Origin of the sequence: Nakamurella sp. A5-74, assembly GCF_040438885.1 — a bacterium.
Lineage (GTDB): Bacteria > Actinomycetota > Actinomycetes > Mycobacteriales > Nakamurellaceae > Nakamurella.
The window spans coordinates 3,870,040-3,882,182 of record NZ_CP159218.1; the positions used below are offsets into that span (position 1 = coordinate 3,870,040).

Annotated in this window: 16 protein-coding genes and 1 tRNA gene; 12 read left to right on the forward strand and 5 right to left on the reverse strand. The window is 70.8% G+C overall.

The window, feature by feature from the left end; all coding sequences use genetic code 11:
- The first annotated feature begins 81 nt into the window (after positions 1-81).
- The 3 genes from ABLG96_RS17700 to mscL all read left to right on the forward strand — a co-directional run bounded on the left by ABLG96_RS17700 (position 82) and on the right by mscL (position 1,910).
- Positions 82-495 (forward strand): FmdB family zinc ribbon protein, encoded by a 414-nt coding sequence (locus ABLG96_RS17700; protein ID WP_353648639.1) that lies wholly within the window; start codon positions 82-84, stop codon positions 493-495.
- 113 nt (positions 496-608) lie between these two features.
- Positions 609-1,298, forward strand: a complete 690-nt coding sequence (locus ABLG96_RS17705; RefSeq protein ID WP_353648640.1) for an SAF domain-containing protein — start codon at positions 609-611, stop codon at positions 1,296-1,298.
- A gap of 171 nt (positions 1,299-1,469) precedes the next feature.
- Entirely contained in the window at positions 1,470-1,910 is a 441-nt protein-coding gene (gene mscL, locus ABLG96_RS17710; RefSeq protein ID WP_353648641.1) for a large conductance mechanosensitive channel protein MscL, read from the forward strand.
- Positions 1,911-1,937: 27 nt separating this feature from the next.
- Here mscL and ABLG96_RS17715 read toward each other — a convergent pair whose 3' ends face one another.
- Positions 1,938-2,192 carry a hypothetical protein gene (locus ABLG96_RS17715; protein ID WP_353648642.1) on the reverse strand — a complete coding sequence of 85 codons (255 nt, stop codon included), beginning with the start codon at positions 2,190-2,192 and terminating at the stop codon, positions 1,938-1,940.
- Positions 2,193-2,327: 135 nt separating this feature from the next.
- On the opposite strand from ABLG96_RS17715, the gene ABLG96_RS17720 reads away from it, so the two are divergent.
- Complete coding sequence (locus ABLG96_RS17720) at positions 2,328-2,669, forward strand: hypothetical protein (protein ID WP_353648643.1); 342 nt, start codon at positions 2,328-2,330, stop codon at positions 2,667-2,669.
- 109 nt (positions 2,670-2,778) lie between these two features.
- Here the strand turns inward: ABLG96_RS17720 and ABLG96_RS17725 are convergent, their stop codons facing one another.
- Together ABLG96_RS17725 and ABLG96_RS17730 are read right to left on the reverse strand one after the other, a co-directional pair.
- The gene (locus tag ABLG96_RS17725; RefSeq protein WP_353648644.1) at positions 2,779-3,276 is read right to left on the reverse strand and encodes a molybdopterin-binding protein; all 498 of its coding nucleotides are present in this window, start codon (positions 3,274-3,276) and stop codon (positions 2,779-2,781) included.
- Positions 3,277-3,446: 170 nt separating this feature from the next.
- Positions 3,447-4,322 (reverse strand): alpha/beta fold hydrolase, encoded by an 876-nt coding sequence (locus ABLG96_RS17730; RefSeq protein ID WP_353648645.1) that lies wholly within the window; start codon positions 4,320-4,322, stop codon positions 3,447-3,449.
- 133 nt (positions 4,323-4,455) lie between these two features.
- On the opposite strand from ABLG96_RS17730, the gene ABLG96_RS17735 reads away from it, so the two are divergent.
- From ABLG96_RS17735 to ABLG96_RS17755, 5 genes are read left to right on the forward strand one after another with little or no spacing between them, the layout of a single operon-like run.
- Complete coding sequence (locus ABLG96_RS17735) at positions 4,456-5,160, forward strand: biotin transporter BioY (RefSeq protein ID WP_353648646.1); 705 nt, start codon at positions 4,456-4,458, stop codon at positions 5,158-5,160.
- Positions 5,157-6,332 (forward strand): AMP-binding protein, encoded by a 1,176-nt coding sequence (locus ABLG96_RS17740; RefSeq protein ID WP_353648647.1) that lies wholly within the window; start codon positions 5,157-5,159, stop codon positions 6,330-6,332. Before ABLG96_RS17735 ends, ABLG96_RS17740 begins: the two co-directional genes overlap by 4 nt.
- Positions 6,329-7,447, forward strand: a complete 1,119-nt coding sequence (locus tag ABLG96_RS17745) for a thiolase family protein (protein ID WP_353648648.1) — start codon at positions 6,329-6,331, stop codon at positions 7,445-7,447. The genes ABLG96_RS17740 and ABLG96_RS17745 overlap by 4 nt, the downstream gene beginning before the upstream one ends.
- 2 nt (positions 7,448-7,449) lie before the next feature.
- Entirely contained in the window at positions 7,450-8,130 is a 681-nt protein-coding gene (locus tag ABLG96_RS17750) for an ABC transporter ATP-binding protein (RefSeq protein ID WP_353648649.1), read from the forward strand.
- The gene (locus ABLG96_RS17755) at positions 8,127-8,720 is read left to right on the forward strand and encodes an energy-coupling factor transporter transmembrane protein EcfT (protein ID WP_353648650.1); all 594 of its coding nucleotides are present in this window, start codon (positions 8,127-8,129) and stop codon (positions 8,718-8,720) included. Before ABLG96_RS17750 ends, ABLG96_RS17755 begins: the two co-directional genes overlap by 4 nt.
- 33 nt (positions 8,721-8,753) lie before the next feature.
- On the opposite strand, the gene ABLG96_RS17760 is transcribed toward ABLG96_RS17755, so the two are convergent.
- Positions 8,754-9,266, reverse strand: coding sequence for an O-acetyl-ADP-ribose deacetylase (locus ABLG96_RS17760; RefSeq protein WP_353648651.1), 513 nt, complete (start codon positions 9,264-9,266; stop codon positions 8,754-8,756).
- Between the two features lie 256 nt (positions 9,267-9,522).
- Here ABLG96_RS17760 and ABLG96_RS17765 point away from each other — a divergent pair, with 256 nt between their 5' ends.
- The gene (locus tag ABLG96_RS17765; RefSeq protein ID WP_353648652.1) at positions 9,523-10,686 is read left to right on the forward strand and encodes a hypothetical protein; all 1,164 of its coding nucleotides are present in this window, start codon (positions 9,523-9,525) and stop codon (positions 10,684-10,686) included.
- Between the two features lie 35 nt (positions 10,687-10,721).
- On the opposite strand, the gene ABLG96_RS17770 is transcribed toward ABLG96_RS17765, so the two are convergent.
- Positions 10,722-11,123 (reverse strand): MmcQ/YjbR family DNA-binding protein, encoded by a 402-nt coding sequence (locus ABLG96_RS17770; RefSeq protein WP_353648653.1) that lies wholly within the window; start codon positions 11,121-11,123, stop codon positions 10,722-10,724.
- A gap of 87 nt (positions 11,124-11,210) precedes the next feature.
- Here ABLG96_RS17770 and ABLG96_RS17775 point away from each other — a divergent pair.
- Positions 11,211-11,283, forward strand: a tRNA-Arg gene (locus tag ABLG96_RS17775).
- Between the two features lie 170 nt (positions 11,284-11,453).
- Positions 11,454-11,903 (forward strand): Rieske (2Fe-2S) protein, encoded by a 450-nt coding sequence (locus tag ABLG96_RS17780; RefSeq protein WP_353648654.1) that lies wholly within the window; start codon positions 11,454-11,456, stop codon positions 11,901-11,903.
- The last annotated feature ends 240 nt before the right edge of the window (positions 11,904-12,143 follow it).

Sequence of the window (12,143 nt, forward strand, 5' to 3'; positions counted from 1 at the left end):
GCGCCGACCCACCCCTGGTTGGCACTCTGGACGCTGGAGTGCCAGTTCCATGGCGCCCCCGGTTCGTCAGAAGAGGATCTCGTGCCCACGTACCAATACGCCTGCTCCGACTGCGGTCACCGCTTCGAGGCCGTGCAGAAGTTCACCGACGACTCGTTGACCGTGTGCCCCGAATGCGGTGGGGTGCTGCGGAAGATCTACGGCTCGGTCGGCGTCGTCTTCAAGGGCAGCGGCTGGTACCGGACGGACTCTCGCTCCGGGCCGGCGGTTGCGGCCACGCCAGGCGGAGCCAAGGCCGAAGGCGGAGCGAAGTCGGACGGCGGAGGCGACGGCAAGAGCACGTCTTCGGGATCCGACAAGGGCTCGGGTGGCGGATCCGACAGTGCGCCGAAGACCTCGACGCCGTCGACCCCGGCGGCTGCCACGAGCACCTCCGGCAGCTCGTCCTCCAGCGGCTCGTCCTCCAGCGGCTCGTCAGGCACCAGCAAGAGCTGAGCCTGTAGCCGGACCTGGCCGGCACCGACCTGATCTGTCCACACACCCCGAAACTGTCCACACCCCGGTCACACCGCACCCGGCACCCGCGGGCGGTGCCTACCGTCGGCCGGGTGAAGCATCTTCCGACCAGATCAGGCCGCCGTGCCCCGCGCGCCGCGGCACTCGATCCGCCCATTCCTGAGCGGGTGGTCGCTGCACTGCGCTCCCGCCGTACCGCCGGCCGCCGTCACCGCGTCGTTCGCCGCACCCTCGCACTGGTCCTGGTCGCCCTCGCCGGAGCACTCGCGCTGGTGCGGCCGACGGATGGACCGGTCGGCGCTGCCGCGGTGATCGCTCGAGCAGACCTTCCCGCCGGCCACGTCCTGGCCGAGTCGGATCTGCAGGCCGTCCGGCGTGCGGATCTTCCCGACGGCGCGATCGACGCCTCGGCTGGTGCGACCGGCCGCACGCTGTCTGCGGCGGTCCGCCGAGGCGAGCTGCTGACCGACGCACGGATCGTCGCCAGGGACGGTCCGCAGCCGGGTCCCGACCGGGTCGCCACCCCTGTCCGCCTCGCCGATCAACAGTCGGTCGACCTGTTGGCCCCCGGCATGCACGTCACGCTGATCGCTGTGGACGAGACGAGCGGCAGCACCACCCTGGCCGAGGATGCAGTGGTGCTCGGCATTCGCGCCCCGGCAACCGCGCCGCTGTCAGCGGGGCGAGCGACGCCGGTGGTCGTGTTCGCCGTCCGGGACGGTGACGCTCGCACCGTGGCCGGCTCCGCGCTGTCGGGTGACGTCACCTTCACGTTCCGGTGACCCAGCTGCCGAGCCGGTGCTGGTCCGCACGATCGGTGAACGGACCTTGCTCCCCCGGAGTCTCGAGCGCGCCCGCGCGCTACGGTACGTCGGAAATGCTCCACCGGTCGCCGAGGTCGGCGACCGCTACCCACTGTGCCGTCACGGGCACACGTCTGCCGGGGGACCGAAATGATCAAGGGTTTCAAGGAATTCATCATGCGCGGGAACGTCGTCGATCTCGCGATCGCGGTGGTCATCGGAGCAGCGTTCGGCAAGGTTGTCGACACCTTCGTCAGTGGAATCGTGACACCCCTGATCAGCGCGGCAGGTAAGCCAGGCGCAGCCGGGCTGGGGTTCGACCTGAAGTCCGGCGACACCCCGCCCGGCGGGGTGGACCCGACGTTCATCAACCTGTCGACGATCATCAACGCGATCATCGTGTTCCTGCTGACCGCGCTGGTGGTCTACGCGATCTTCGTGGCGCCGATGAACAAGTTCAACGCGCGCCGCGAAGCCAAGAAGGCTGCGCAGCGCAAGGCCGCCGGCATCCCCGAGCCGGTCAGCCCGCCCAGCGAGCTCGACCTGCTGACCGAGATCCGCGACCTGCTGGTGAAGCAGGACAAGATCTGACCGCGTGCCGACCGTCCGCGTACCCAGTCACCCGTGGTGTGGCGGGCGGTTGTCGCGGTACCACTGTTCGGACAGCCCGGACGGATCGGACCCGTTCGGCCGTTCATCGCTCGTCGTCTCCGGCAGCATCCCGGCCACGATCTGCTCGGCCAGCCGCTGCCGCCGCTCGCGTGCCAGACTCTCGGCGTCGACGTCCTCGGCGGCCGGCGCTGGAGGTCGGGTCGGCGCGGCACCCTCCGGCGGACCTGCCGGTGCGGCGGAGGAGTTCGGCGGTACATTCACCACACCAGCCTGCCACCCCGCATGGGCTGACGAGTGCTGCGCAGTGCATCTCACCAGCGGGGGGCACCGGCGACAGGGCACCTCACCAGCCGTGCAGTTCACCGGACCGGACAACATGCGAGAAGGAGATCCACCATGAGCTTCATCGACAAGGCCAAGGACTTCGCCGAGGACGCCATCGACAAGGCCAAGGATGTGGCCGGCGACGTCTACGGCAAGACCAAGGACTTCGCGGGTGACGCGGTCGAGAAGATCAAGGATGTCGCGGGTGACGTCGGCGAGAAGGTCAGCGACGTGGCAGGCGACATCAAGGACAAGGTGACCGGCAGCGACGCGTCCGACAAGGTGGAGGGCGCCGCGGACAAGGCGGCCGACGCAGCCTCCGACGGCGGAGATGCAGCGTCCACCAAGGCATCCGAGGTGAGCGACGAGGTCGGCGCCAAGGCCTCCGGCGTGGCGGACGACCTCAAGTCCTGAATCCGCTACGGCCGGGTGGACCCGGCCGGGATGTGGTGCCGCAGCGCAGACCCGAGAACCGACGACAGCGGCCGCCCCTACGGGCGGCCGCTGTCGTGTGTCCGGAAGATCAGGGCAACGGATCGGAGAGCTGCTCGATGGCGTGGACGGCCAGCGGCACCAAGGTCGCCAGACCGTCGCGGATGGCGGGCCTGGACCCGGCGATGTTCGCGATGACGGTGGAGCCGGACACCCCGACGCGACCACGGGACACCACGGCATCGGTCACCCCGGCGGCCATCCCTGACCAGCGGAGCGCCTCGGCGATCCCCGGCAGGCTCCGGTCGACCACCTCGTCGGTCACGTCCGGCGTCACGTCGCGGGGCCGCACCCCGGTCCCGCCGACGGTGACGATCAGATCGACGCCGCCGATGACGCCGGTGTTCAGCGCGGAACGGATGTCCAGGGCCTCGGACGGCACCGTCACCGAGCCGTCGACGACGAAGCCCGCCTCGACGAGCAACTCGGTGACCAACGCGCCGGCCCCGTGATCGCCGTCCCCGTGGACCTGATCGTCGGTGACCGACACGATGAGTGCGCGTCCGACAGATGCGGCGGCAGTAGTCACTGGGGCTCTCTTCCTTCGGACCCGGTCGGACGAGCGTGAAGGAGTGCCCGCCGATCCCGGTGCGTGGAGCCACAGCCTAGCCGCGGGAGGTCGGAGGACCTGTGAGCGGTATGGGTACCGCCTGAGTCCGGCGACCGCGGAGCGCTCCGCGCTGCGGACCGGGTACCTGCTCAGTCCCGGCGGCCGAGGAATGCCGCCGCCGCCGCGCGGAACGACTTCGCCGGCACGGTGCTGACGTGGTCGCGACCCGGCACCACGACGAGCTCTGCCCGCGGTGACGCGGTGGCCAACGCGGCGGCCCGATCAGCCAGCGGATCTCTCTCGCCGACCACCAGCAGCACCGGCCGGTCCGCCAGCACCGGCGCAGCGGGTAGCCCGTCGAGTCCCTCGATCAGGGCGGTCAGCGCGGCCGGATCGTTGCCGGGCACCGCTGCCGCGACGGTCACGATCCGCAGCGTCTGGGCGGCAAGGCCGGGGGTGGCGGATTGGGATGGTTCCCACAAACCGGTGGCCAGCGCGGCGCGCAGCGCCCGGACATCCACGCCCTCGAACAGTCGACGTCCGTCGTAACCGCCGAGCACCGCGCGGCGCCAGGGAGCCCGCTCCTGCAGCAACCCCGCCGACAGCCGGGCCCCGAGCGAGTACCCGAGCAGATCGCAGCCCTGGTCGAGGTCCGCCGAGGGGATCCCACCACCGGGCCCGAGCTCGTCCCGCACTCGCTGCGGAAGTGTGGCCAGCAGGTCGAGCAGGAACTCCGGGCGGTACTTGCCGGGGTCGTGGGACTTCTCGGACAACCCGTGTCCTGGCAGGTCAGGGGCGAGGACGGTGCGGCCCGCCCGGCACAGTTCGCGCAGGTGACCGGTGACGTCGAAGGTGTGGTGGGCCGAGGAGCCGAAGCCATGGACGGCGAGCACCGGCGGCAGCCCCGCGGCCGCCGCCCTGGCGTCGCCGCCGACCTCCGGCCTGGCCACCAGCACGCTCACCCGCGTCCCGGCCACCTCGACGGTCGTCCTGGTGCTGTGCACCCCGTGCTCCGATCCAGACATCACGCGGACAGTCTGTCGGGTTCCTCCAACTCGCCCGTCGGCGCCCTCCGGTTAGGGTTCGTCCGTCCACCCCACCGGCGCTCCCGTGACGCCGCACCTTCGTATCGTCCGCCGGAAGAGAAGGAACCCCTTGATGGCCGCCCGCCGCAGCACCGCCCGTGATCTCGCCCAGATCGCCATCTTCGCCGCCCTGATCGCTGCCCTCGGCGTTCCCGGCACCCTTCATCTGGCCGGCAACGCAGTGCCGATCACCCTGCAGACCCTCGGGGTGATGCTCGCCGGTTCGCTGCTCGGCGCGCGCAAGGGCGCCCTGGCCGTCGCCACCTTCCTCGCGCTGGTGGCCTGCGGTCTGCCACTGCTCGCCGGTGGGCGTGGCGGTATCCAGTTCCTGACCGTCGAACCGTCTGCGGGGTACGCCTGGGGTTTCCTGGCAGGCGCGTTCGTGATCGGCCTGCTCACCCAGCAGATGATGCCCCGCTACCGGTTGTGGTTCGGCCTGGTCGCCAACGCGGTCGGCGGCGTGCTCGTCGTCTACCTGATCGGCACTCTGTGGGTCTGGATCGGGACCGGTGCAGCGCTGGGCACTGCACTGGTGCGCAACGGGATCTACCTTCCCGGCGACGCATTCAAGGTGGTGATCGCCAGTGTGGTGGCGACGCAGGTGCACCGCGCGTACCCCGGTCTGATCGCCCGGTCCCGTCCGAACGCTCCGGAAGTTCGGGAATCTCTTCCGGCAGCCGCGCCGGCAGCCTTCCCGGCACCGACGAGCCCTCCGGCACTTCCCACGACCTCCGGTGGGGAGCAGGCCGACGACATCGGCCGGACCGACCGCAGGTGACCGACCCATGGACCCCGGCGCTGACCCTGCCAGGGGCCGGCAGCAGTCCTGCCCTGCAGTTGGACGGGACCGCGCTCACCAAGGCTGCGCTGCTCAGGGCTGCCGACCGGGTCGACGTCTCGCAAGGGCTGGTGGACGCGCGGGGCCGCCCGCACACCGAGATGCTCACCCGCGTCGTCGCCGCCGCCAGGGCGCGGGTCCCGGTGGTCATCGGGGCGGGTCCCGACACCCTGGCGCCGCCGCCCGGTTCGCTGCCGGCGGATGCATTCCTGGTGGTGGCGACATCCGGTTCGTCCGCGGCGCCGCGGACGGTCGTGCGCACCCTGCGGTCGTGGACGTCCTCGCATCCCGGGTACAGCGCGCTGACCGGGCTCGGCGCGGGCGACCGGCTCCTGCTGACCGGTCCGCTCAGCTCGACGCTGCAACTGTTCGCGGCGGTCCATGCGCTCGCCTGCGGGGTGCTCGTCACCGACGAACCTGCCGTCGCCAACGCCGCCGTCTGTGTGCCGGCGCGACTGGATGCGGTCGTGGCCGCCGCCCCGCACCTCCGCGCCGTCGTGGTCGCCGGGGCCCGGCTCTCCGAGCAGGCAGCCCACCGCGCCGCCGACGCCGGGATCGCCGTTGCCGAGTACTACGGGGCGGCAGAGTTGTCGTTCGTGGCCGCGCGGCGCTGGCCGAAGCGGCTGACCCCGTTCCCCGGCGTCGAGGTGCAGATCCGTGACCGGCAACTGTGGTCCAGGTCCGCTTTCCACTGCCTGCAGATCGCGGGCACACCAGGTGGATTCAGCAGCGACGCAACAGGTTTTGCCACTGTCGGCGACGTCGCGTGGCTGCACGCCGACGGCTCGCTGACGATCCTCGGGCGAGGCTCGGAAGCGGTCCTGGTGGGCGGTCGGACCGTGATCGTCGAAGACGTGGAAGCAACGATCGGCTCACTGCAGGGCGTCCGCGACGTCGCGGTGGCCGCGCAACCGCACGCACGGCTGGGTGCCACCCTGGTCGCCATGGTGGCGCTGACCGACGGCGCGTCGCTGCCCGGGGTACGTGACCGGGCCAGGGCCGTCCTCGATCCCGAGTGGCTGCCCCGGCGCTGGGTCGTCGTCGACGACGTACCGCGCACCGCTCCCGGCAAGATCGACCGACGCGCTGTGCGGGCGGCGATGACCCCGTGAACCCAGGCCGCACCGCCGTCATCAGCGCCGGTCGCCGGACCCCGATCGGCACCGCGGGCGGGGCACTCGTCGACGTGCCGGTCGTCGATCTCGCGGCCCCGCTGATCCGCGTCCTCGCCGCGGAGTCACCCGGCAGCCGGATCGACGAGGTGATCCTCGGCAACTGTCTGGGTCCGGGCGGCAACATCGCCCGATCCGCCGGTCTCGCAGCAGGTCTGGATGCGTCGGTGCCGGCGGTCACGGTCGACCGACAGTGCGGATCGGGGCTGGAGGCGGTGGCCCAGGCCGCAGCTCTCATCGGTTCCGGCCGCGCAAGCATCGTGCTGGCGGGAGGCGCGGAATCCGCCAGCACCGCCCCGTGGCGCTACTGGCCACCGACCGTGGACGATCCCGAACCGCGCCGCTACATGCGAGCTCCGTTCGCACCACGGGGTTTTCCGGACCCGTCGATGGGCGAAGCGGCCGACCGGGTCGCGGCGCACCTCGGCATCAGCCGTGCACGCCAGGACGAGTGGGCGCAGCGATCGCACCGACTGGCGCATGCAGCGGTACTGTCCGGCGCCTTCGTCCGGGAGATCCTGCCGATGGCCGAACTCGATCACGACCAACGACCTCGACCCGGTCTCTCGACGATGCGTCTGGCCAGGCTGCCGCGCGCGTTCACCGCGGACGGTACGGCCACCGCCGGCAATTCGTGCGGGATCTCCGACGGCGCCGCAGTGCTGACCGTGACCTCGGGTGGAGCGGGCCTGGCCGTCCGCGGGATCGCGACCGTCGGCGGCGATCCGGGACTGCCAGGAGTTGCTGCAGGACAAGCGATCCACCGGGTTCTCGACGCCACCGGACTGGCGTCCCGAGACCTCGAAGCAATCGAGATCACCGAGGCGTTCGCCAGTGTCGCGCTCGCCACCATCGACCTCGCAGGACTGGATCCCGAACGGGTCTGCACCGACGGTGGAGCCATCGGCTACGGCCACCCGTGGGGTGCCTCCGGCGCGGTGCTGCTGGTGCGACTGCTGCACCGCATGGAGCGGGACGACCAGACGGTCGGTGTCGCCGCCTGCGCGATCGGCGGCGGCCAGGGCATCGCGATGCTCGTCGAACGGGTGGGCTGAGCATGCCGGAGATCCGCTTCGACAGCGTCCGTCACGCCTACGCCGAGCGCGTAGTCCTGGACGGCATCGACCTGCAGCTCACCGAGCGCAGGATCGGCATCGTCGGTGGCAACGGATCCGGCAAGTCGACACTGGCCCGGATGATCAACGGGCTGGTGATGCCGACAGGTGGCACGGTGAGCGTCGATGGGCTGGACACCCATCGCGACGGCAAGGGGGTACGCGCCCAGGTCGGATTCGTCTTCACCGATCCCGACAACCAGATCGTGATGCCGACCGTCCAGGAGGACGTCGCGTTCTCCCTGCGCAGATCGGGCCTGTCGAAGGCTGAACGCCGGACCAGGGTCCACGACACCCTGCGGCGCTTCGGGTTGGGCGAACACGCCGACCATCCGCCGCACCTGCTGTCGGGTGGTCAGAAGCAGCTGCTCGCGCTGGCCGCGGTGTTGGTCCGCCGGCCACGCCTGCTGGTGGCGGACGAGCCGACCACCCTGCTCGATCTGCGCAACGCCCGGATGGTGGGCGAGCTGCTGGCCGGGCTCGACGAACAGCTCGTCCTCGTGACCCACCACCTCGACCTGCTGCACGACTTCGACCGGGTGGTGGTGATCGACGGCGGACGGGTGGCCGCGGACGACACCCCGGCGCCCGCGCTCGCCTCGTACCGGGCGTTGCTCGGATGATCGGCGCGTACCGGCCGGGATCCTCACTGCTGCACCGGATGGCGGCGGGACAACAGCTGTTGGGCCTGATCGTGGCGCTCGTCGCGATCGCCGTGACCAGGTCGTGGTGGACGCTCGGGGTGGCCGCCGCTGCGACCCTGGCGCTCTATGCAGTGGGTGGGATCCCGACCTCGGCCCTCTGGCAGCAAGTGCGTCCGCTGCGCTGGGTGGTGCTGTTCATCGGTGTGCTGCAGTGGATCACGACCGGTTGGCAGGCTGCACTGACGGTCTGCGGGACCCTGATCGTCTCGGTCGCACTGGCCGCGCTGTTCACCCTGACCACCCGCGTCACCGCCATGCTCGATCTGTCCGTGAAGCTTCTGCATCCGCTGCGCCGCTTCGTGGATCCCGATCGGGTGGGGCTCGTGCTGGCCATGACGATCCGCGCGGTCCCGCTGATGGTGTCGATAGTCCAGGACGTCCGACAGGCCAGGACGGCGCGCGGCGCGGGCTTCTCCCTGCGCGCGATGGCCGTGCCGGCCGTGGTCCGGGCGCTGCGGCAGGCCGATGCGATGGGGGACGCCTTGATCGCCCGCGGAGTGGACGACTGAGTCGGCCGGACCGACCCCCCGAGGAGACGGCGGTCAGTCCTGCGACAGCACTTCGTGGGCGAGCGCCGCCGTTGCCGCATCGAACAGCACCAGCTGCACCTGCTCGACCTGCGTGTCGGCAGCGCAGAGCGCACTGAAGGCCTGCACCAGTGCATCCTCGAGGGGCCAGCCGTAGGCACCGGCGGAGATCAACGGGAACGCCACCGACCCTGCACCGACCTCGTCGGCGACCCGCAGGCTGGAGGTGTAGCAGCTGCGGAGCACCGAACGGCGATCCAGCCCTGGTGAATACACCGGCCCGACCGTGTGGATCAGCCACCGCGCCGGTAGCCGCCCGGCACCGGTGGCCACGGCTTCACCAGCCGGAAGACCCTGTGGCAGGGCGGTTCTGCGTAGTTCCCGGCACTCCTGCAGGATCTCGGGTCCACCTGCCCGGTGGAGCGCGCCGTCCACCCCGCCACCACCGAGCAGTGCGGAATTGGCCGCGTTGACGAGGGCGTCCGCCGCCACGGTCGTGATGTCCCCCTGGACGATGGTGAGCTCCATCGGCCCAGTGTGCTCCGCTGGTGGCCGCTGCGGGGAGTTCCTCGTCCAGGGGAGTGCTCCTTCGGGTCGCAGGGCCTTGGACACCTACGCGGGGCGAGCGCGGGCTGCTGCGGCTCACCCGTCCGAGCTCGGCCGGCGGACCACCTCGGCGGCGAGCGGATTCGGACGGGTGAGTTCCGGTGAATCCACCGCAGCGGAGCACACCGGACGCCTAGGGTCGCCACAACAGCGACCTCGGACCTCGGGAGGACCAGCAGTGTCTGCAAGGCTCCCCGACGACGACCCCGACAGCACCGATGCGCTCGCCGGCATCCTGGCGGGGGCTTTCGCCCATCCGGAGGCACCCGCGCTCGCGGACGGCACCTCCCGCCCGCTGACGGTCGGTCAGTTGGCCAGCCGGGTCCGCGCCGTGGCCGGGGGGTTGTCGCGCCAGGGTTTCGGCGAGGGCGAGCAGCTTCGGTTGGCGTTGGGCCCGAGTGTCACCTCGGTCACCCTGGCGCTGGCCGCGGTACTGACGGGCGGGAGCGCCGTGCTCGATCGGGGCGGACGGCTGCACGCCCGCCTGTCCGGGACGCCGAACGCCTGGGTGGCGGCCGATTCCATGGCTCTGGTCTCCGCAACGCTGAGCCGCCATTCCTCCTCCTCCCGGCACCCGTCGACCGGCAGCACCGCGGCCAGCGCCTCGCCACACCCCGGAGTCGGATGGCCGACCCCCGATCGGACCATCCATGTGGGCGCGTGGTTGCCGGGTGTGCCCAGAACGGCACTGTCGTTGCGCCGCTTGGCATCCGGCGCGATGTTCGACGGCACTGTCCCGACATCGGACCACCCAGCGGTGACGGTGCTCAGGACGACCGGTGCGGTCACCCACACCCGCGCGGACCTCGGCATCGCGGTCCGGTGGCTGTCCCGACAGGTCGGGCTGGAGAGTGTCGATGGGCTGGTCACCGACGATCCGGTACTCGGCCTCGCCGCGCTGTCGGTCGGTGCGCAGTGGCGGATCGGGCCGGCTGCGCCAGGTCGTCGCGATCTGGCGAAGGTGAGCCTGGTGGGGATCGCCGGCAGTCAGGTCGAGCAGACGTGCGCTGCGCTGACGGCAGCGGGCAGCACGGCAGGGGTGGTGGTCCGGGACGGGCCGATCAGCAGCGATCTGGCACGACGCGTCGTGGCCGAGCGTCGGCTCTTCGTGCTCTCCGGACGCGAGGGCCTGCTCCCGGTCGCCGTCGTCTCGGGCGCCGAGCTGGTGTCGTTCGACGGACCGGGAGCGCTGTTGGGTGAGGTGGTTCCCGGCGTGCGGGTGCTGATCGACGGCGATCGGATCCTGACCAGGGGCCACCGCCGCGACGGCTCTCTCGGCGCCGTCGACACCGGGCTGCGCGGACGCTTCGCGGGCACCACCCTGGTCGCCGATACCCTCTGATCCGCGGGGCGTCCGGTGGTCGAGGCCCCGTCAGATCACCGGCCGCGGGCGTCGAGCTCCGCGATCAGCTTCTTCGACGCGGTGGTCCGATACGACATGTCGATGAGCTCGACGACCTCGTCCCAATCCGTCGACGCCGGCGCCAGATCGATCCCCACCCAACCGGACGGGCCCATGTACCCGGGGACGAAGAACCGATCGTCCTCGAGCAGGGCACGGCGTTCCTGCGGCTCCGGCAGCACCTGGATCGCGTGCTCCCATTGTCGGGATTCGTGATCACCCTTCACCGTCGCACCGAAGTGCACGAAGGTCTTGCGGGTGAAGAAGTTCGGCCGGCCGTGCGAGATCCGCTCCGCGCTGCCGGGGAAAGACAGCGCGATCTTCCGTACCCGCACCAGGATGGGATCGTCGTCCCGGAAGCGCGCTGGATGAGCCATCGGATCACCGTAGGACGCACAACGCGGTCCGTCGACCTGACCGGACACGGTAATCTCGGCTGCGCGCACCGCTGGACGCGCAGCAGGGCCCTCATAGCTCAGGGGATAGAGCACCGCTCTCCTAAAGCGGGTGTCGTAGGTTCGAATCCTACTGGGGGCACACGATCTGATCAGGCAGAATACGTTTCACAGCGATGTTCGGGTCCCGCTGGCTGGGAACTCCCGGCGCTCTCCCATGAGGTTCACAGTTGAACCTTCAACTGATCGACGTCGTTCTTTGACATCCTCGAAGGACACGCCCGCCCATACGGGCCCCTCGAGAGGACCGCGATGACCGTGAACACCCCCGATTCAGCACCGGCCCCGACCCTGTCTCCTTTCACCCGGCGTACCGCGTTGGCCGTGGGCGGTCTGACCGTGGCCACCGTCGCAGCCGCCTGTGGCTCCGACACCACCCCCACCTCGACCACTCCCGCGACCGGGGGCAGCAGCGCAGCCTCGGGTGGCACCGAGCTCGCCAAGGTCGCCGACATCCCGGACGGCGGATCGTTGGTGGTCGGCCAAGTCCTGCTGGCCCGCACCGGCGAGGCCGTGGTGGGACACAGCGTGGTGTGCACCCACGCCGGCTGCCCGGTCCAGGCGGCCGGCGCGAACGCCGACTGCAACTGCCACGGATCGCAGTACAACGCCACCACCGGTGCCGTACTGAAAGGCCCGGCCACCCAGCCGCTGGCCGAGGTCGCGGTGACCGTCAAGGACGGAGCCGTCCTGCAGGCCTGAGCCACCCGGGACCAGGCCATGGTCCAGCGCCGTGCGGAGGTTGTCCGACACCGGCCTGATGGGCACCTGCAGGGGCCCCGTCAGGACCGGTACCGCTCACACCCGGTCCGTTCTCACCCACGATCGGGGAGGTGTCGCCACCGGCCGGATACCACCCCGCTTCGTCCCGACCACCACTCGTGGTGCGTTCCACCGAGAGTTCGTCTCCTCCTTGATCGGACCCGGAGGTCTGCCGTTCGC